Annotated in this window: 17 protein-coding genes; 7 read left to right on the forward strand and 10 right to left on the reverse strand. The window is 73.2% G+C overall.

Annotated features, from left to right (window positions below):
• Positions 1–577: 577 nt before the first annotated feature.
• The gene (gene trpS / locus ACH4C6_RS13440) at positions 578–1,612 is read left to right on the forward strand and encodes a tryptophan--tRNA ligase (protein ID WP_398108730.1); all 1,035 of its coding nucleotides are present in this window, start codon (positions 578–580) and stop codon (positions 1,610–1,612) included.
• Between the two features lie 48 nt (positions 1,613–1,660).
• Here trpS and proC read toward each other — a convergent pair whose 3' ends face one another.
• From proC to ACH4C6_RS13465, 5 genes are all read right to left on the reverse strand, one after another.
• Positions 1,661–2,473 carry a pyrroline-5-carboxylate reductase gene (gene proC, locus ACH4C6_RS13445; RefSeq protein WP_398108731.1) on the reverse strand — a complete coding sequence of 271 codons (813 nt, stop codon included), beginning with the start codon at positions 2,471–2,473 and terminating at the stop codon, positions 1,661–1,663.
• 107 nt (positions 2,474–2,580) lie between these two features.
• Entirely contained in the window at positions 2,581–3,348 is a 768-nt protein-coding gene (locus ACH4C6_RS13450; RefSeq protein ID WP_398108732.1) for an ABC transporter permease, read from the reverse strand.
• Entirely contained in the window at positions 3,345–4,169 is an 825-nt protein-coding gene (locus ACH4C6_RS13455) for an ABC transporter ATP-binding protein (protein ID WP_398108733.1), read from the reverse strand. The genes ACH4C6_RS13450 and ACH4C6_RS13455 overlap by 4 nt, the downstream gene beginning before the upstream one ends.
• A gap of 646 nt (positions 4,170–4,815) precedes the next feature.
• Positions 4,816–5,310: an EamA/RhaT family transporter gene (locus ACH4C6_RS13460; protein ID WP_398108734.1), complete on the reverse strand. Its 495-nt coding sequence runs from the start codon at positions 5,308–5,310 to the stop codon at positions 4,816–4,818.
• An 81-nt stretch (positions 5,311–5,391) separates the two neighbouring features.
• Entirely contained in the window at positions 5,392–5,733 is a 342-nt protein-coding gene (locus ACH4C6_RS13465) for an SH3 domain-containing protein (RefSeq protein WP_398108735.1), read from the reverse strand.
• 181 nt (positions 5,734–5,914) lie between these two features.
• On the opposite strand from ACH4C6_RS13465, the gene ACH4C6_RS13470 reads away from it, so the two are divergent.
• Positions 5,915–8,041 (forward strand): PQQ-binding-like beta-propeller repeat protein, encoded by a 2,127-nt coding sequence (locus tag ACH4C6_RS13470; RefSeq protein WP_398108736.1) that lies wholly within the window; start codon positions 5,915–5,917, stop codon positions 8,039–8,041.
• 67 nt (positions 8,042–8,108) lie between these two features.
• Here the strand turns inward: ACH4C6_RS13470 and ilvD are convergent, their stop codons facing one another.
• From ilvD to ACH4C6_RS13490, 4 genes are all read right to left on the reverse strand, one after another.
• Positions 8,109–9,962, reverse strand: coding sequence for a dihydroxy-acid dehydratase (gene ilvD, locus ACH4C6_RS13475; protein WP_398108737.1), 1,854 nt, complete (start codon positions 9,960–9,962; stop codon positions 8,109–8,111).
• A gap of 141 nt (positions 9,963–10,103) precedes the next feature.
• Positions 10,104–10,733 carry a TetR family transcriptional regulator gene (locus ACH4C6_RS13480; RefSeq protein ID WP_398108738.1) on the reverse strand — a complete coding sequence of 210 codons (630 nt, stop codon included), beginning with the start codon at positions 10,731–10,733 and terminating at the stop codon, positions 10,104–10,106.
• Entirely contained in the window at positions 10,730–11,554 is an 825-nt protein-coding gene (locus tag ACH4C6_RS13485) for a sugar phosphate isomerase/epimerase family protein (RefSeq protein ID WP_398108739.1), read from the reverse strand. The genes ACH4C6_RS13480 and ACH4C6_RS13485 overlap by 4 nt, the downstream gene beginning before the upstream one ends.
• Positions 11,555–11,672: 118 nt before the next feature.
• Positions 11,673–12,605: a Ppx/GppA family phosphatase gene (locus ACH4C6_RS13490; RefSeq protein ID WP_398108740.1), complete on the reverse strand. Its 933-nt coding sequence runs from the start codon at positions 12,603–12,605 to the stop codon at positions 11,673–11,675.
• Positions 12,606–12,676: 71 nt separating this feature from the next.
• Here ACH4C6_RS13490 and ACH4C6_RS13495 point away from each other — a divergent pair, with 71 nt between their 5' ends.
• Positions 12,677–13,504, forward strand: coding sequence for a hypothetical protein (locus ACH4C6_RS13495; protein ID WP_398108741.1), 828 nt, complete (start codon positions 12,677–12,679; stop codon positions 13,502–13,504).
• A gap of 43 nt (positions 13,505–13,547) precedes the next feature.
• Here ACH4C6_RS13495 and ACH4C6_RS13500 read toward each other — a convergent pair whose 3' ends face one another.
• Positions 13,548–15,272, reverse strand: coding sequence for a hypothetical protein (locus tag ACH4C6_RS13500; RefSeq protein ID WP_398108742.1), 1,725 nt, complete (start codon positions 15,270–15,272; stop codon positions 13,548–13,550).
• Positions 15,273–15,468: 196 nt separating this feature from the next.
• On the opposite strand from ACH4C6_RS13500, the gene radA reads away from it, so the two are divergent.
• From radA to ACH4C6_RS13520, 4 genes are all read left to right on the forward strand, one after another.
• Positions 15,469–16,878 carry a DNA repair protein RadA gene (gene radA / locus ACH4C6_RS13505; RefSeq protein WP_398108743.1) on the forward strand — a complete coding sequence of 470 codons (1,410 nt, stop codon included), beginning with the start codon at positions 15,469–15,471 and terminating at the stop codon, positions 16,876–16,878.
• An 81-nt stretch (positions 16,879–16,959) separates the two neighbouring features.
• Entirely contained in the window at positions 16,960–18,084 is a 1,125-nt protein-coding gene (disA, locus tag ACH4C6_RS13510; RefSeq protein ID WP_333937246.1) for a DNA integrity scanning diadenylate cyclase DisA, read from the forward strand.
• 306 nt (positions 18,085–18,390) lie between these two features.
• The gene (locus tag ACH4C6_RS13515; RefSeq protein ID WP_369198764.1) at positions 18,391–18,555 is read left to right on the forward strand and encodes a plantaricin C family lantibiotic; all 165 of its coding nucleotides are present in this window, start codon (positions 18,391–18,393) and stop codon (positions 18,553–18,555) included.
• A gap of 36 nt (positions 18,556–18,591) precedes the next feature.
• Positions 18,592–18,756: a class II lanthipeptide, LchA2/BrtA2 family gene (locus ACH4C6_RS13520; protein ID WP_369198765.1), complete on the forward strand. Its 165-nt coding sequence runs from the start codon at positions 18,592–18,594 to the stop codon at positions 18,754–18,756.
• The last annotated feature ends 125 nt before the right edge of the window (positions 18,757–18,881 follow it).

The following is an 18,881-nucleotide window of genomic DNA, read 5'->3' on the forward strand; positions in this document are numbered from 1 at the left end:
TTTCCGATCCGATTTCCTCGGTGCTTTCCAGGTTTCCGCTCTCGCGGTTTCCTTTCCGGCGGTTCCGACTCTATCAGATCCTTTCGGGCCTGATTGCCAGTCAGAGGGGCTTGTCCTCGCGGCTGTTGGGCCGTTCCGACGAGTGAGACTTTAGCGGATTCCCCGGCTCCCGACCTAATCGGGGGCCCGCGTCCTTTCGAACATGGATTCCTCATTCCGCGAATACGCGCACCGAAGAAAACGAGGACAGAGATCTGCCCGTCGAGTAGTGGTGGGTACCTGCGGAGTGGCTGCCCGGGGACCGACCGGAGTCGGCTCTCACGTCGGGCAACTCGGAGAACACTACGGAGGGGGTTAGGGCGTGTCAAGTGCCGGGTGGACCGGGGCCCTGGGGCGTACCGTGGAGCGCATGACCACGCGTACGTGTCACCAGTCCTGGTGGGCCGCCTGACGGCGGCCGCGCTCACGTACGCACTCGACGGCCGCCGCTTCGGCGGCCGTTTCTGTTTCTCCCTCCGCTACTCCCGAGGGGCGGCCGGGCCGGGGCGGTGGTCCCGGACCGGAAGGTGGAACAGAGATGACGCGGGTCTTCAGCGGGGTCAAGCCGACGGGGCATCTGACGCTGGGGAACTACCTGGGAGCGATGCGGCGGTGGGCCGCTGTCGACCAGCACGAGGCGGACGCCTTGTTCTGCGTGGTCGATCTGCACGCCCTGACCGTGGACCACGATCCCGCGCGGGTGCGCCGGCTCAGCCGGCAGGCCGCGAGCCTGCTGCTGGCGACCGGGCTCGATCCCGAACTGTGCACGGTCTTCGTGCAGAGCCATGTGGACGAGCACGCCCGGCTGTCGTACGTGCTGGAGTGCGTGGCCACCGACGGGGAGATGCGGCGGATGATCCAGTACAAGGAGAAGGCCGCCCGGGAGCAGCGGCGGGGTGGGAGCGTGCGGCTGTCGCTGCTGACGTATCCCGTGCTGATGGCGGCGGACATCCTGGCGTACGGGGCCGGTGAGGTGCCGGTCGGGGACGATCAGCGCCAGCACGTGGAGCTGGCCAGGGACCTGGCGGTGCGGTTCAACCAGCGGTACGGGCACACCTTCGTCGTGCCGCGGGCCACCCGGCCCGAGGTGGCGGCGCGGGTGATGAATCTGCAGGACCCCACGTCGAAGATGGGCAAGAGCGACGACGTGGGGCCGGGGATCGTCTATCTGCTCGACGAGCCGGACGTGGTCCGCAGGAAGGTCATGCGGGCCGTGACCGACAGCGGGCGGGAGGTCGTGTACGACCGGGAGGCCCGGCCGGGGCTCGCCAACCTGCTGGAGATCCTCGCCGCGTGCACGGGTGCGGATCCCGAGGACCTGAGTGGCGCGTACGCGTCCTACGGGGATCTGAAGAGGGACACGGCCGAGGCCGTGGTCGAGGTGCTGCGGCCCGTGCAGGAGAGGCACAAGGAGCTGTGTGCCGATCCGGGCCAGGTGGAGGCCGTGCTGCGGGCCGGGGCCGAGCGCGCTCGGGGGATGGCCCGGCCGACGGTGGACGCGGCGTACCGCGCGATCGGGCTGCTGGCTCCTGTGGTGGAGGGCGCGGGGACGCGGGCCGGGGCCGGCGTGTGAGGTGAGGGTGCCGGTGGGGGCGGTGTGTGTGCGGCCGCCCCCGCGGGTTCAGTTGCTGTTGCCGGAGGCCAGGGCGCGGCTGCGGTCGCGAGCGGCTTCGAGGGCGGCGATGAGGGCGGCCCGGACGCCGTGGTTCTCGAGTTCGCGGATGGCGTTGATCGTCGTGCCCGCGGGGGACGTGACGTTCTCGCGGAGCTTGACCGGGTGCTCGCCGCTGTCGCGGAGCATGGTCGCGGCGCCGATGGCGGACTGGACGATCAGGTCGTGCGCCTTGTCGCGGGGCAGGCCGAGCAGGATGCCGGCGTCGGTCATGGCTTCGACCAGGTAGAAGAAGTACGCCGGGCCGGAGCCGGAGAGGGCGGTGCAGGCGTCCTGCTGGGACTCGGGTACGCGGAGGGTCTTGCCGACGGCGCCGAAGAGCTCCTCGGTGTGGGCGAGGTGGTCGGCGGTGGCGTGCGTGCCGGCGGAGATGACGGACATCGCCTCGTCGACCAGGGCCGGGGTGTTCGTCATGACGCGGACCACCGGGGTGCCGGGGGCGAGGCGCTCCTCGAAGTAGGCCGTGGGGATGCCGGCGGCGCCGCTGATGACCAGGCGGTCGGCGGGGACGTGCGGCGCGAGCTCGTCGAGGAGGGTGCCCATGTCCTGCGGCTTGACCGTGAGGATGAGGGTGTCGGCGGTCTTGGCGGCCTCGGCGTTGGTGACCGGGGTGACGCCGTAGCGGGTGCGGAGTTCCTCCGCCCGTTCCCGGCGGCGGGCGGTGACCAGGAGGTCGGCCGGGGTCCAGCCGGCCCGGATCATTCCGCTGAGCAGGGCTTCGCCGATCTTGCCGGTGCCGAGGACTGCGACTTTCTGGGTCATGGCTTTCGGTGCCCTCCGGGGGTTGCGCGTCGTCCTTGGTTCATCCTCGCACTCGGGGTGGCGGGGCGGCGGGCGTGTCCGGTGGGCGGGACGTGCGCCCGGGCCGGTCACATGGTGCGGCGGCGGAGGGTGGCTGCTCCCAGGGTGAGGACCAGCAGGGCGCAGCCGGCGACGATCGACACGTCCCGGACGAAGGTGGCCGTCATGTCGGTGTGGCGCAGGACCTCGTTCATGCCGTCGACCGCGTACGACATGGGCAGCACGTCGGAGACGGCCTCCAGGACGGGGTGCATGGCGTCGCGCGGGGTGAACAGGCCGCACAGCAGGAGCTGGGGGAAGATCACCGCCGGCATGAACTGGACCGCCTGGAACTCCGAGGCCGCGAAGGCGGAGACGAACAGGCCGAGGGCCGTGCCGAGGAGGGCGTCGAGGAGTGCCACCAGGAGCACGAGCCAGGGGCTGCCGGTGACGTCGAGGCCGAGGAGCCAGACGGCGAGGCCCGTGGCCAGGGCGGACTGGACGATCGCGAGGGCGCCGAAGGCGAGGGCGTAGCCGGCGATGAGGTCGCCCTTGCCCAGCGGCATGGCGAGGAGGCGTTCGAGGGTGCCGGAGGTGCGTTCGCGCAGGGTGGCGATGGACGTCACCAGGAACATCGTGATCAGCGGGAAGATGCCGAGGAGGGACGCGCCGATGTTGTCGAAGGTGCGGGGGCTGCCGTCGAAGACGTAGCGCAGCAGGAGCAGCATCACGCAGGGGATGAGGATCAGCAGCGCGATGGTGCGCGGGTCGTGGGTGAGCTGGCGCAGGACCCGGGCCGCGGTGGCGGTGGTGCGGGACGCGCTGAGGGCGCGTGGGGGTGTGGCCGTGCCGGTCATCGGGTCGTCTCCTTGGTGCGGTCCGCGGCCGTCGCGTGGTCGACCAGGTGCAGGAAGGCCTCTTCGACGGTGTCGGATCCGGTGCGGGCGCGCAGTTCGTCGGGGTCGTCGTCGGCGAGGAGGCGGCCCTCGCGCATGAGGAGGAGGCGGTGGCAGCGCTCGGCCTCGTCCATGACGTGGGAGGAGACCAGGAGGGTGGTGCCGCGGTTCGCCGCGAGGTCGTGGAAGAGGGTCCACAGGTCCCGGCGCAGGACCGGGTCGAGGCCGACGGTCGGTTCGTCGAGGACCAGGATCTCGGGGGTGCCGAGGAGGGCCACGGCGAGGGAGACGCGGTTGCGCTGGCCGCCGGAGAGGTTGCCGGCCAGGGCGTCGGCGTGGCTGGTGAGGTCGACGTCGGCGATGGCGCGGGTGACGTGGTCGCGGCGGCGGTCGGCGCGGGCGCGGCCCGGGTCGAGTATCGCGGCGAAGTAGTCGAGGTTCTGGCGGACCGTCAGGTCGTCGTAGACGGACGGGGCCTGGGTCACGTAGCCGATGCGGGTGCGCAGGGTGGGGTGGCCCGCGGGCCGGCCGAGGACGTCGAGGGTGCCGGTGACCTTGGCCTGGGTGCCGACGATGGCGCGCATGAGGGTGGACTTGCCGCAGCCGGAGGGTCCGAGGAGGCCGGTGATCCGGCCGCGCGGGACGGTGAAGGCGAGGTCGCTCAGGACGGTGCGGGTGCCGCGGACGACGGTGAGGTGCTCGGCGTGGACGGCGGGGGTGGCGGGCTCGGATCCGCCTGGTTCCGGACTCGGGCGCGGGGGCGCGGGAGCATTATTCATCATGCGATGAATAATGCTCCCGCGGGTGAGGGGCGTCAAGCGTGGGGCGGGGTTCCGGGCCGCCTCGGGCGGGGGTGTCTCGCCGGGTCGGATGTGCCGGGGGCTGCCGGAGGGCTTGTGTCGGTGGAGTGCGCTGGGAGGGGAGGCGCCGGGTGGGGAGGCGCCGGGTGGGGTGAGGTGTGGGGTCCGGGTCAGGACGGGGTCCGGGTCGCGACGGGGTTCGGGTCGCGACGGGGTCCGGGTCACGACGGGGTCCGGGTCAGGACGGGGCTTCGGCGAGGAGGAGGACCACGTCGTAGGCCTTCTCCATGTGGCCGCCGGGCGGCGGGCATGAGGTGGGTCATGCCTCATGGCCGCCGGGAGCCGGGCCGGGACGCGGTGAGATCTCGGTGAGATGTACGAAGGGCTTGCCCCGGGCGGTGAGCTCCCGTGGGACGCGCTCGGGGGCGGCGGGCCTCAGACGGCCGGGCCCGAAGGGTGAGATCCACGGCGGGCGGGGCCGGGCCCCCGAGCGACGGGACCTGGTGAGGGCGGGCCGGAAAGCGGTCCGTGCACGACGGGCCCGGCGACCCTGAGCCTGTGGGGGCGGTCAGGCGCGGCGGCGGTCCGTGAACTGCGAGCCCGGCGACTCCGAGCCGTGTGGGGGCGGTCAGGTGCGGCGGCGTTGTTTGGACGGGTTGCCGGAGCGGCGGGTGCTGCGCTTCTCGTGGCGGCGGCGGGCCTCCTCGTACTCGGCGCGGTGGAGCTTCTCGCCGGGGGCCTCGGTGAGGGAGCGGAGGAAGTAGGCGAGGAGCGAGCCGACGAAGCCGATGGTGAGGAGGCCGCGCAGGGACGCCTGGCGGTCGGGGTCCGGGCGCCGGGTGAAGCCCTCCCAGGTGTGGCGGAAGGCCATCGCGCTGCAGATCGCGAACATGGCGGTCGTCAGGAGCGTGACGAAGCCGCCGATCGCGGCGATCTGGAGCCCCTGGTAGGCGAGGCGCAGGACGAGGCAGGACGCGGCGGCGGCGACGAGCGAACCGGCGGCCACAGCGACGCGGCGGGCGGTGTAGTGGTCGTCGTGGTCGACCCAGCTGTTGCCGAAGAACCGGAGCGGCTCCGGGCGGGGGGCGGTGCCGGGGGACGGGGTGCCTGTCTCTGCGCTCACCCGTCGATTATGCGCGCGGTGCGGCGCCCGGGGCGGTGTGGCCCGCAGTGGGGGTGGGCCACACCGGCCCGGGGTGGGCGGTCAGGAGCAGCGGGGACGGATGTAGCCGTCGCTGCCCGTCTGGACGTAGGCGTCCGAGATGTACTGGCCGCTCGCGATGTTGTCCCAGATGTTGGTGGTGCCGTAGGGGCCGGTGATCCAGGTGCCCGGCGACTGGCAGTTGATGGAGACCCGGGACCCGGCGGGCAGGACCTTGACGACCGGGTAGCCGGTGCCGGGGCCGCTGCGGACGTTGACGCTGGTGCCCGGTGCGATCGGGTACGTCGTGGCCGCCGCGGCCAGGGTGGTGACGGCCGGGACGGCGGCGCCCGCGGTGTCCTCGGGCTGTGCGGTGCGCTCGATCTCGGCAGGCTCGACTGACATGTGTTCCTCCCCCGTTGAGCCCCACGTCTGCCGTGGGGTCCCGTTGATTCCCTGGAATCACGCTCTCAAACACATGTGCGTGACTCGCCGTTGGGGGGCGGCAAGCCGCCGCTGTCCCGTACGAGTCATCGACTAGGCTCCGTGCGTCGCGCGCGCGGACGAACAGCACGGGGGTGGTCCCATGGCGCCACAGCGGAACGCCGGAGCGGGCCCGGAAGCAGAACTTCCCGAATACGCCGGTCACTACCGTCTCGAGTCCTGCCTGGGTTCCGGCGGGATGGGGGTCGTGCACCTGGCGCGCAGCACCTCCGGGATGAAGCTGGCCGTGAAGGTCGTGCACGCCGAGTTCGCCAAGGACCCCGAGTTCCGGGGGCGTTTCCGGCAGGAGGTGGCGGCCGCCCGGCGGGTCAGCGGAGCCTTCACCGCACCGGTCGTGGACGCCGATCCCGAGGCCGGGCGGCCCTGGATGGCGACCCTGTACATTCCGGGCCCCACGCTCGCCCAGGAGGTGAAGCGGAACGGGCCCCTGGCGCCCGCCCGGTTGCGGCGGCTGATGGCCGGGCTCGCGGAGGCGCTGCGGGACATCCACCGGGTCGGGGTCGTGCACCGGGATCTGAAACCGAGCAACGTGCTGCTCGCCGAGGACGGGCCGAAGGTCATCGACTTCGGCATCTCCCGGCCGAAGGACAGCGAGTTGCGCACCGAGACGGGGAAACTCATCGGGACGCCGCCGTTCATGGCGCCCGAGCAGTTCCGGCGGCCGAGGGAGGTCGGGCCCGCCGCCGACGTGTTCGCGCTCGGGTCGGTGATGGTCCACGCGGCGACCGGGCGGGGGCCGTTCGACTCGGACAGTCCGTACGTCGTCGCCTACCAGGTCGTGCACGACGAGCCGGAACTGACCGGCGTGCCCGCCGAGTTGGCCCCTCTGGTGCTGCGGTGCCTGGCCAAGGAGCCCGAGGACCGGCTGTCGCCGGACGAGTTGATGCGGGAACTGCGCTCGGTGTCGGCCTCGTACGACACGCAGGCCTTCATACCCGCACAGCGCGCCGAGGAGGAACCGGCGGAGCCCGCCCCCCAGGCGCCGGCCGCCGAGGCGCCGGCCGCCGACGCGCCCGCGCGTGGGGGGTCCGGCCGGCTGCTGAAGCGGGGGGCCGTGGTGGCCGGGGCTCTCGCGCTGGCCACCGCGGGGGTGCTGGCGGTGACGGGTCTGCCCGAGGGCGCGGAGCCGGCGCGGGAGGCCGCCTCGCCGCGGACCACGGCCGCCGCGTTCTCCGGGTGGGAGGCGGAGCCGCTGGACGGCCGCAGCGCCCCGCAGTGCTCGTACGCGGCGGACGCCGTGGTGTGCGCGCAGGAAGGGCTGGTGTTCGCGCGCGACGCCATGGACGGGCGGCTGCTGTGGCGGCGGGCGCTGAAGGGCGCCGCCGCGAGCGGGCCGCCGGCCGGGGCCCCGGTCGTCGCGGACGGCAGGGTGCTGGGCGGACTCGGTCAGGGGCGGGAGCTGACGTCCGTCGAGCTGGCCTCGGGCGAGGTGTCCCGGCGGGAGCTGCCGGCGTACGGCGGCTTGCGGGCCGTGGGGGGCATGGTGCTGCTCACCGGCTCCGACGGCACGGTCAGCGGGGTGGAGGCCGCCTCGGGCCGCGTGCGGTGGAGCCACCGGGTGCCGGGGCAGGACGTGCCGTACTTCGTGTCGTTCCCCGGTGACCGGCTGGCGTACGCGGTGGGCGTGTCCGATGACGGGAGCCGGACGCGCGTCACGGCGGTGGATCCGCGGACCGGTGCGGTGCGGTGGCAGGCCGGGCTGGAGGGCAACCTGGAGGCCGTCGGCACGGCGGACGGATCGCTGGTGGCGCTGGCCGTCGACGCCGTGCGCGGCGAGGCGCGGTCCGTCGTGCGCTACGACCCTCGCAGCCGCACCACCGTGCGGGTGCCGCTGCGCGTCCCCCTGGCGCAGGCCCAGGGCGGTGTGCGGGGGGACGTCGTCCATCTCATGGCGGCCGGCGGGGCGTTGACGGCCGTCGACCTCGGGGCGCGCGAGCAGCTGTGGACCCTGGAGACGGGTGTCGTACGGGCCTCCCGGCCCGCTTCGGACGGACGGCATGTGTACGTGAGCGCGCCGGACGGGCGGCTGCTCGCCGTCGACGCCCGGCGGGGCAGGCTCGCCGGGCAGACGCCGGTCCGGCTGGGTGAGCGCTCCGACCGGGTGCCGGCCTCGCTGCCCGAGCCGGTGGTGACGGGCGACCGGGTGTACGGCAGCGCGCCGGACGGCACGGTGTTCGCCGTCGACGGGCGCGATCCCGCGGCCTGGTGAGCGGATACGCCGAGGACCGCCCCCGACGCCCGACGACGGGAGGCGGCCCTCGGCGGCTCGGCGGGGCTCAGCCCAGCTTCGACACGTCCCGCACCGCGCCCTTGTCGGCGCTCGTCGCCATCGCCGCATAGGCACGCAGCGCGGCGGAGACCTTGCGGTCACGGTTCCTCGGTGCGTACCGGCCGTTCAGGGCCTGCTCGCGGCGGGCCAGTTCGGCGTCGTCGACCAGCAGGTCGATCGAGCGGCCCGGGATGTCGATGCGGATGCGGTCGCCGTCCTCGACCAGGGCGATGGTGCCGCCCGCGGCCGCCTCGGGCGAGGCGTGGCCGATGGACAGGCCGGAGGTGCCGCCGGAGAACCGGCCGTCCGTGACCAGCGCGCAGGTCTTCCCGAGGCCGCGGCCCTTCAGGTACGAGGTCGGGTAGAGCATCTCCTGCATGCCGGGGCCGCCCTTGGGGCCCTCGTAGCGGATGACGACGACGTCGCCGTCCTTGACCTGCTGGGTGAGGATCTTCTGGACGGCCTCCTCCTGCGACTCGCAGACCACCGCCGGGCCCTCGAAGGTCCAGATGGACTCGTCGACGCCGGCGGTCTTCACGACGCAGCCGTCCACGGCGAGGTTGCCCTTGAGGACCGCGAGGCCGCCGTCCTTGGAGTAGGCGTGCTCGGCGGAGCGGATGCAGCCGCCCTCGGCGTCCTCGTCCAGGGCCTCCCAGCGCTCGGACTGGGAGAAGGCCTCGGCGGAGCGGACGCAGCCGGGTGCGGCGTGCCACAGCTCGACCGCCTCGGCGGACGGGGAGCCGCCGCGCACGTCCCAGGTCTTGAGCCAGTCGGCGAGGGAGGGGCTGTGCACGGAGTGCACGTCCTCGTTGAGCAGTCCGGCGCGGTGCAGCTCGCCGAGCAGGGCGGGGATGCCGCCGGCGCGGTGCACGTCCTCCATGTAGTACGTGCGGTCCTTGGCGACGTTCGGGGCGACCTTGGCCAGGCAGGGCACGCGGCGGGAGACGGCGTTGATCTCGTCCAGGCCGAAGGGGACGCCCGCCTCCTGGGCGGCGGCCAGCAGGTGCAGGATCGTGTTGGTGGAGCCGCCCATGGCGATGTCGAGGGCCATGGCGTTCTCGAAGGCGGCGAAGGACGCCACGCTGCGCGGCAGGACCGTCTCGTCGTCCTGCTCGTAGTAGCGGCGGGTGATGTCCATGACCGTGTGGGCCGCGTTCACGTACAGCGCCTTGCGGGCCGTGTGGGTGGCGAGGACCGAGCCGTTGCCCGGGAGGGACAGGCCGATGGCCTCGGTCAGGCAGTTCATCGAGTTGGCGGTGAACATGCCGGAACAGGAGCCGCAGGTCGGGCAGGCGTTCTCCTCGATGCGGAGGATGTCCTCGTCGGAGATCTTGTCGTTCACGGCGTCGGAGATCGCGTCGACCAGGTCGAGGGTGCGGACCGTGCCGTCGACGAGCGTGGCGCGGCCGGACTCCATGGGCCCACCGGAGACGAACACCGTGGGGATGTTCAGCCGCAGGGCCGCGTTGAGCATGCCCGGGGTGATCTTGTCGCAGTTGGAGATGCAGATCAGGGCGTCGGCGCAGTGGGCCTCCACCATGTACTCCACGCTGTCCGCGATGAGGTCGCGGGAGGGCAGGGAGTAGAGCATGCCGCCGTGGCCCATGGCGATGCCGTCGTCGACGGCGATGGTGTTGAACTCGCGCGGGATGCCGCCGGCCGCGACGACCGCCTCGCTGACGATCCGGCCGACCGGGGCCAGGTGCGTGTGGCCGGGGACGAACTCGGTGAAGCTGTTGGCGACCGCGATGATCGGCTTGCGGCCGATGTCGCCGCCCGGTACACCGGAGGCGCGCATCAGGGCGCGGGCGCCCGCCATGTTGCGGCCGTGGGTGACTGTGCGGGACCTCAGCTCGGGCATCGTCGCTCGCTCCTTCAGAGACTGCGTCAGAGGATTGCGGAGATTTCTGACTGCTGTCGAGCGTACGCCGGTCATCCAGAGGGCGGGACAGAGTGTCCGAAATGCGGGACGCCCGTCTCGTGTACGCCCCCCCCGGGCGGCTCACGGATCGGTCAGATGTCCCTGGACGACCGGGGCCAGCCGCTCGATGATCTGCTCCGGGTCCGCCGAGGCCAGCGGCTCGATCCTGATGACGTACCGCAGGATCGCGGTGCCCACGAGCTGGGCGGCGGCGAGCTCGGCGCGCAGCTCGGCGTCCGGCAGCTCCAGCCGTACGGCGATGCGGCGCAGCACCTGGGTGGCGACGATCCGGCGGAAGACGGCGGCCGCGGTCTCGTTGGTGAGGGCGGAGCGGACGATGGCCAGCAGGGGGGCGCGGGTCGCCGGGTTCTCCCAGACGCCGAAGAAGAAGCGGGCCAGCCGCTCCCCCACGCCGTCGAGCGGGCCCTCCTCGATGGCCGCCGGGGCCTGCAGGGCCGGGCCGAAGGACTGGGTGATCGCCGCCTCGAACACCTGCTCCTTGGTGCCGAAGTAGTGGTGCACCAGGGCGGAGTCGACGCCGGCCGCCTTGGCGATGCCGCGCACGGACGTCTTCTCGTAGCCGCGCTCGGAGAACTCGTCGCGGGCGGCGGTCAGGATGCGCTCGCGGGTGCCGGCCGACTCGGTGCGCGGCGGGCGGCCGCGGCGGCGCGCGGGGGCACCGGGGCCGCCGGACGCGGGCCGGTCGGTCACGGGCGCGGGACCTTGGCCGCGGCGGCCAGGTGGAGGCGGGTGAAGGCCAGCGCCTCGGCGAGGTCGGCCTCGCGTTCCGCGGCGGACATGGCGCGGCGGGTGTTGACCTCGATGACGACGTGGCCGTCGAAGCCGGTCACGGCCAGCCGCTCCAGCACCTCGGCGCAGGGCTGGGTGCCGCGGCCGGGCACGAGGTGCTCGTCCTTGGCGGAGCCGCGGCCGTCGGCGAGGTGGACGTGGCCGAGGCGGTCGCCCATGCGGTCGACCATGGCCAGCGCGTCGGAGCGGGCCGTCGCGGTGTGGCTCAGATCGATCGTGAAGTGGCGGTAGTCGTCCTTGGTGACGTCCCAGTCGGGGGCGTAGGCGAGCATCTCCCGGTCGCGGTAGCGCCAGGGGTACATGTTCTCGACGGCGAACCGTACGTCCGTCTCGTCGGCCATGCGCCAGACGCCGCTGACGAAGTCGCGCGCGTACTGGCGCTGCCAGCGGAACGGGGGGTGGACCACGACCGTGCCGGCGCCGAGCTTCTCGGCCGCCGCGCGGGCCCGCTGGAGCTTGGTCCAGGGGTCGGTGGACCAGACGCGCTGCGTGATGAGCAGGCAGGGGGCATGCACGGCGAGGATCGGGATGCGGTGGTAGTCGCTGAGTCTGCGCAGGGCTTCGATGTCCTGGCTGACCGGGTCGGTCCAGACCATGACCTCGACCCCGTCGTAGCCGAGACGCGCGGCGATCTCGAAGGCCGTGGCCGTCGACTCCGGGTAGACCGAGGCCGTCGAGAGGGCGACCTTCGCGTCCGGGATCTTTACGGCTGGCTCTGCCATGCAGCACAGGTTACGGGGTGGGGTGGTCGGGACGTGGGGGGTCTCCTGGCCGTTGTGGTGATTGCCACGTGCAGGCGCGGCCCGTTCCCTCCCTCGCGCTCGGGCCCCGCAGCGGCCGCTACGCGTTGTCCATGTGGTCCAGCCTGCGCAGGATCACGCCCTCCCGGAGGGCCCAGGGGCATATCTCCACGCGCTCCACGCCGAACAGGTCGAGGGCGGCCTCCGCCACCAGGGCCCCGGCCAGCAACTGGCCGGCCCGTCCCTCGGACACCCCGGGCAGCTCCGCGCGCTCGCGCTCGGTCATCCCGGCCAGCCTCGGCACCCAGCCCTCCAGGGACTCCCGCTTCAGCTCGCGCTGGACGTAGAGGCCCTCGGCGGAGCGGGCGGCGCCGGCGATGCGGGCCAGCTGCTTGAACGTCTTGGAGGTGGCGACCACGTGGTCGGGGGCGCCGAGGCGGCTGAACTCGCCGACCGTGCGGGCGATCTCGGTGCGCACGTGGCGGCGCAGCGCCCGCACGTCGTCGGGGCCGGGCGGGTCGCCGGGCAGCCAGCCGGCCGTGAGGCGCCCGGCGCCCAGGGGCAGGGAGGCGGCCGCGTCGGGCTCCTCGTCCATGCCGTAGGCGATCTCCAGGGAGCCGCCGCCGATGTCCAGGACGAGCAGCTTCCCGGACGACCAGCCGAACCAGCGGCGCGCGGCGAGGAAGGTGAGCCGGGCCTCCTCCTCACCGGTGAGGACCTGGAGCTCGACGCCGGTCTCGCTGCGCACGCGCGCGAGGACGTCGTCGGCGTTGCGGGCCTCGCGCACGGCGGAGGTGGCGAACGGGAGCATCTCCTCGACGCCCTTGTCCTCGGCGGCCTGGAGCGCCCCGTGGACGACCGAGATCAGCCGGTCGACGCCCTGGGGGCCGATGGCCCCGTCCTCTTCGACGAGCTGGGCGAGGCGCAGCTCCTCCTTGTGCGAGTGCGCGGGCAGCGGGCACGCGCCGGGGTGGGCGTCCACCACCAGCAGATGCACCGTGTTCGAACCCACGTCGAGGACACCGAGTCTCATGTAGGGCACGCTACTGCCCGCCGGGCCCTCCGCCGTCCTCGGTGCGGGCACCCGGCCCGTACCCTGGAGGCGTGCCAAAGACGAAAAAGGCCAAGCGCGACAAATCACCTGGCGTCGCGGTTCCCGACGAGCAGGGCCTCGACTTCGCCCGCGCGTGGGTGGAGTTTCCCGATCCGGCGGACGACGAGCAGGTGTTCCGCTGCGATCTGACATGGCTGACCTCTCGCTGGAACTGCATCTTCGGCAGCGGCTGCCAGGGCATCCAGGCGGGCCGCGCGGACGACGGGTGCTGCACGCTGGGTGCCCACTTCTCGGACGAGGACGACGAGAAGCGCGTCGCCGAGCATGTGGCCAGGCTCACTCCGGACATCTGGCAGCACCACGCCGAGGGCACGCGGAACGGCTGGGTGTCCGAGGACGAGGACGGCGACCGGCAGACCCGCCCCTTCCAGGGGTCCTGCATCTTCCAGAACCGGCCGGGCTTCCCCGGCGGGATGGGCTGCTCGCTGCACATCCTCGCCCTCAAGGAGGGCCGCGAGCCGCTGGAGACCAAGCCGGACGTGTGCTGGCAGCTGCCGGTGCGCCGGACGTACGAGTGGATCGACCGGCCCGACGACACGCGCGTACTGCAGGTGTCGATCGGTGAGTACGACCGGCGCGGCTGGGGTCCGGGCGGTCACGACCTGCACTGGTGGTGCACCTCGGCGACCTCGGCGCACGGCGCGGGCGATCCGGTCTACGTCTCCTACCGGCCCGAGCTGATCGAGCTGATGGGCAAGGCCGGCTACGACCGGCTGGTGGAGCTGTGCGAGCAGCGGCTGGCCTCGCAGCTGCCGCTGCTGGCGCCCCACCCGGCGGATCCGGCACCCCCGGCGCCTCCGGCCGGGCCGGTGGCCTGACGGGGTCCTTCCGCACCCCTCGGCGGGTCCTGCCCACCCGGCCCTACGACGTCGCCGGGCTCGGGTCGCCGCTGCCGGACGGCGGGGGCGTGGAGCCCGCCGGTTCGGTGGGCGCCGTGGCCGTCGGGGTCGGGGTGGGGTCCGGGTCGGAGGACGGCGGCGGGGTCGTCGGCGTCGGGTCCGGGTCGGGGGCGGAGGTCGTGGGGGTCGGGTCGGGCCGGGTCGAGGGCTGACCGCCCGGCCCGCCGGGGTGGGTGCCGGGGCCGGACGGGGTGGGCGCGGTGCCGTACCCCTCGATGTGCACGACCGCGCCGGCCGGGGCGATCGCCACCCGCGCCTGCCAGGCGCCGGCGGGTTCGCGCAGGTGGTCGACGTAGACCTGGATCGTCACCGTCCGGCCGGGGCGGAGGGTGCCCGAGGAGCGGCTGAGGTAGAGCCAGTCGGCCCCGGTGGAGGCGGACCAGGTGACGGTGGCCGGGCCGGTGGCGGTCAGGGTGATCAGGGTGGTGTCGCCGCGGTTGTCGGCCGTCACGGCCAGGGCGCCCTCGCGGCCCGCCCCGGCGACACCGACGACCTCGACGGACACGTCGGCCTTGCCGTCCTCGCCGAAGCGGGGGCCGGGGCGGGTGCTCGCGTTGCCGGCGTTCTCGTAGCCGCCGCCCGCGATCTCGCCGTCCATGCCGTACGGGTCGTCGGCCTCGCTGGCCGAGGCGGAGCGGCCGTCATGCCCCTCCCCGACCGGGGTGCCGCGGTAGGCGGCCCACAGGGCGAGCACGGGGGCGGCCACGACGGTGGCGACGACGGTCGTGGTGACGGCACGCGCGCGCAGGCGGTCCCGCCGGGCGGCGTGGTCCTTGGGGTCCATCGGGAAGCCGCGGCGGTCGAAGCGGGGCGCGTCGGCCCGCGCGCGCGGGGGGTGGGCCATGGCGACGTGCAGGGCCGCGCGGGGTGCCGCGAGGACGGGCAGCTCGGCGGGCGTGACGCTGGTGCCGGGCCAGCGGCCGGGGATGGCGCGCTCGGCGGTGCGGCGGCAGCGCGGGCAGTCGTCGACGTGCCGGACGAGTTCGCGGCGCAGGGTCGTGCCGAGGACCAGCCGGTCGTCACCGACGAGGTGGGCGACGCTGGGGCAGGTTCCCGTCTCGACCACGGCGAGGGCCGCACGCGTGCGTTCCACCTCGCAGGCCGCCGAGGCGAGCAGATCGCGCGTGGCCGCGACGTCCCGGCCGAGCACGGCGGCGACCTCGTGGGCGGAGAGGTGGTGGCGCACGGCCAGTTCGAGCGCCTCGCGCTGCTCGGGGGTGGTGCCGGCGGCCTCCGGCCAGGCCAGCTGGGCCAGTTCGCGGCGGCGGTGCTCCTGCACCTCCTCCGAGGGGGCGGGCGCGGCCGGGCGCTCGGCGTGCTGCCGGCCGGAACGGCCCGCCGCGTGGCTGCTCTGACGTTTCTGCTTGGCCTCGGCCAGCTTGCGCAGACAGGCCCAGCGGGCCAGCGCGTACAGCCAGGCCCGGCGCTCGGCGGGCGCCTCGGGCACGTGCCGGCCGCGGCGCTCGGCCAGGGCGAGGACGTCGCCCAGGGCGGCGGTCGCGGCGTCGTGGTCGCACAGCACGGACAGGCAGTAGGTGAACAGGCCGTCCAGGTAGGGCTCGTAGCGCGCGGGCGGCTGCTGCGCCAGCGTGCGCGCCGCCCCGCGGTCGCGCGCTTCCCGGTGCGCCCTGTGGGCGCCGGTGCTGCGGGCCGAGCGGGTCGAGATCTCCGGAGTACTGCTCATCATTCGGCGACCGTAGGGGGCCGGACGTGGCACCTTCCGGTGGCTTGAGCACATTTAATCCGTACGGGTGAAACGATCCCTCAATCGGGGACAGGAACGGTTCGTTCCGCCGTCGGCGAGGGGTGGCGGAGCCCTGGCGCGCAGGCGGGCGGGGCCGGCCGGTCCCGCGATGTCAGTGGCGGCGGCTACGGTTCCGTCCATGGCTGCCCGTACGAAATCCACCAAGGACCGCCCGTCCTACCGCTGCACCGAGTGCGGCTGGCAGACGGCGAAGTGGCTCGGCCGCTGCCCCGAGTGCCAGGCCTGGGGGACGGTCGAGGAGTACGGCACGCCCGCGGTCCGTACGACGACGCCCGGGCGGGTCACCACCTCCGCCCTGCCCATCGGCCAGGTCGACGGCCGCCGGGCCACCGCCCGCACGACCGGCGTGCCCGAGCTGGACCGCGTGCTCGGCGGCGGACTGGTACCGGGCGCGGTGGTGCTGGTGGCGGGCGAACCCGGCGTGGGCAAGTCGACGCTGCTGCTGGACGTGGCGGCCAAGTCGGCGAGCGACGAGCACCGCACGCTGTACGTCACGGGCGAGGAGTCGGCCAGCCAGGTCCGGCTGCGCGCCGACCGCATCGGCGCGATCGACGACCACCTCTACCTGGCGGCGGAGACGGACCTCGCGGCCGTGCTGGGCCACTTGGACGCGGTCAAGCCCTCGCTGCTGATCCTGGACTCGGTCCAGACCGTCGCCTCCCCGGAGATCGACGGCGCCCCGGGCGGCATGGCCCAGGTGCGCGAGGTCGCCGGCGCCCTGATCCGCGCCTCCAAGGAACGCGGCATGTCCACGCTGCTGGTGGGCCACGTCACGAAGGACGGCGCGATCGCCGGCCCCCGCCTGCTGGAACACCTGGTGGACGTCGTCCTGCACTTCGAGGGCGACCGGCACGCGCGCCTGCGGCTGGTGCGCGGCGTCAAGAACCGCTACGGCACCACCGACGAGGTGGGCTGCTTCGAACTGCACGACGAGGGCATCACGGGCCTCGCCGACCCGAGCGGACTTTTCCTGACACGCCGGGCCGAACCGGTCCCGGGCACCTGCCTGACCGTCACCCTCGAGGGCCGCCGCCCCCTGGTCGCCGAAGTGCAGGCGCTCACGGTCGACTCGCAGATCCCCTCCCCGCGCCGCACCACCTCCGGCCTGGAGACCTCCCGCGTCTCGATGATGCTCGCGGTGCTGGAACAGCGCGGCCGGATCAGCGCCTTGGGCAAGAGGGACATCTACTCCGCGACGGTCGGCGGGGTGAAGCTCTCGGAGCCCGCGGCGGACCTGGCGGTGGCGCTCGCCCTGGCGAGCGCGGCAAGTGACACACCTCTCCCCAAGAACCTCGTCGCGATCGGCGAGGTGGGCCTGGCCGGAGAGGTGCGCAGAGTCACAGGAGTGCAGCGCAGACTGGCGGAAGCCCACCGTCTGGGCTTCACGCACGCCCTGGTCCCGACCGATCCGGGCAAGGTCCCGGCGGGCATGAAGGTTCTGGAAGTCGCGGACATAGGGGACGCCCTGCGGGTCCTTCCCCGGTCCCGTCGCCGAGAGGCCCCACGGGACGAGGAGGGTCGCCGGTAGACTTTGCCCTGGTCTCGCCCGTCCGTGCGAACCAAGCGTGCGACACGGGGGCGCCCCAGAACCTGCGACCGGAGGAGTGCAGTGGCAGCCAACGACCGGGCAGCAGCTCCCGGAAAGTCCGGTGGGAGTGCCGGTACAGATGGCCTCATGCGCGCCTCTCTGAGCGCCGTGGCACCGGGCACCGCCCTACGTGACGGCCTGGAGCGGGTGCTCCGGGGCAACACCGGCGGTCTCATCGTGCTGGGCTCCGACAAGACCGTCGAGGCGCTGTGCTCCGGCGGCTTCGTGCTGGACGTCGAGTTCACCGCGACCCGCCTGCGCGAGCTGTGCAAGCTCGACGGCGGCATCGTGCTGTCCTCGGACCTGTCGAAGATCCTGCGCGCGGGCGTGCAGCTGGTCCCCGACCCGACCATCCCCACCGAGGAGACGGGCACCCGGCACCGCACCGCGGACCGCGTCAGCAAGCAGGTGGGCTTCCCGGTCGTCTCGGTGTCCCAGTCGATGCGGCTGATCGCCCTGTACGTCGACGGCCAGCGCCGCGTCCTGGAGGACTCCGCGGCGATCCTGTCCCGCGCCAACCAGGCCCTGGCCACGCTGGAGCGCTACAAGCTCCGCCTCGACGAGGTCGCGGGCACGCTGTCCGCGCTGGAGATCGAGGACCTGGTCACCGTCCGGGACGTCTCGGCGGTGGCGCAGCGCCTGGAGATGGTCCGCCGCATCGCCACGGAGATCGCCGAGTACGTGGTGGAGCTGGGCACGGACGGCCGGCTGCTGGCGCTCCAGCTGGACGAGCTGATCGCCGGTGTGGAGCCCGAGCGCGAGCTGGTCGTGCGCGACTACGTCCCCGAGCCCACGGCCAAGCGGTCCCGCACGGTCGACGAGGCGCTGTCCGAGCTGGACGCGCTGACCCACGCCGAGCTGCTCGAACTGCCCACGGTGGCGCGGGCACTGGGGTACACGGGTTCCCCCGAGACGCTGGACTCGGCGGTGTCCCCGCGCGGCTTCCGCCTGCTGGCCAAGGTGCCGCGCCTGCCCGGCGCGATCATCGACCGCCTGGTGGAGCATTTCGGCGGCCTCCAGAAGCTGCTCGCGGCGAGCGTCGACGACCTCCAGACGGTCGACGGCGTGGGCGAGGCCCGGGCCCGCAGCGTCCGCGAGGGCCTGTCCCGGCTGGCGGAGTCGTCGATCCTGGAGCGGTACGTCTGAGACGTCCCTGCCTTCCCCGCGCCTGACCGACCCGTCCTGAACGGCTGAGGGCGGCACCCCGAGAGGGTGCCGCCCTCAGCCGTTTCGTGTGTGCCGGGCGTATGCGCGCGCTGTGCGGAGCGCGCGCGCAAGGCGCGCGGCCGGCCCATCCGGCCGGAATCCCGCTGCCATCTCCCGCATGCCGTCGGGACATCGTGAAGGAATCACTCCGCCATTCCCGGCGAATGCCGACGGCCCAGGATGTGAGTCACGGCTCGCCGGCCGGGAAAAGGGCGCCGGGCCGATACCCCTATCAAGGAGGACCTCATGTACCAGGGAGACATCTCTCTGCTCGAGGAGATCGCGGAGCAGGACTTCGACGGTGTCGCCTACGGCGCGTGCACCACGAACACCTTCTCGCTGTCCGACGCCCTCGGCAACAACGGCGGCTGGTGCACCCTCACCAAGGAATGCCAGCCCAACTGCAACTGATTTCGCGGCTGATCAGAGCTTCCAGAAGGAGACACGATGCAGGACAAGAAGACCGACCTCCTCGGTGGTCACGACGAGGCCGAGCTCATCGAGCTCGGTGAGGCGGACACCCACGGCGGTACCGGTCCCTGGTGCATAGCCACCGTGACGCTGGCGTCGGCGGCGCTCTGCCCGACGACCAAGTGCACCAGCAAGTGCTGAATTCCGCCTCACCCCTGCCGGTGAGCGCTTAGCACGCCGAGGCGGAATGGGCGTCGGTCCTCCGATTCTCATTCCGCCCTCACCGTGTTGCCTTCCTCGACGACGCGCACAGACGGAGCGGCGAA

Source organism: Streptomyces sp. NPDC017943 (genome assembly GCF_044328425.1).
In the GTDB taxonomy this organism is placed as follows: Bacteria; Actinomycetota; Actinomycetes; order Streptomycetales; family Streptomycetaceae; genus Streptomyces; species Streptomyces djakartensis_A.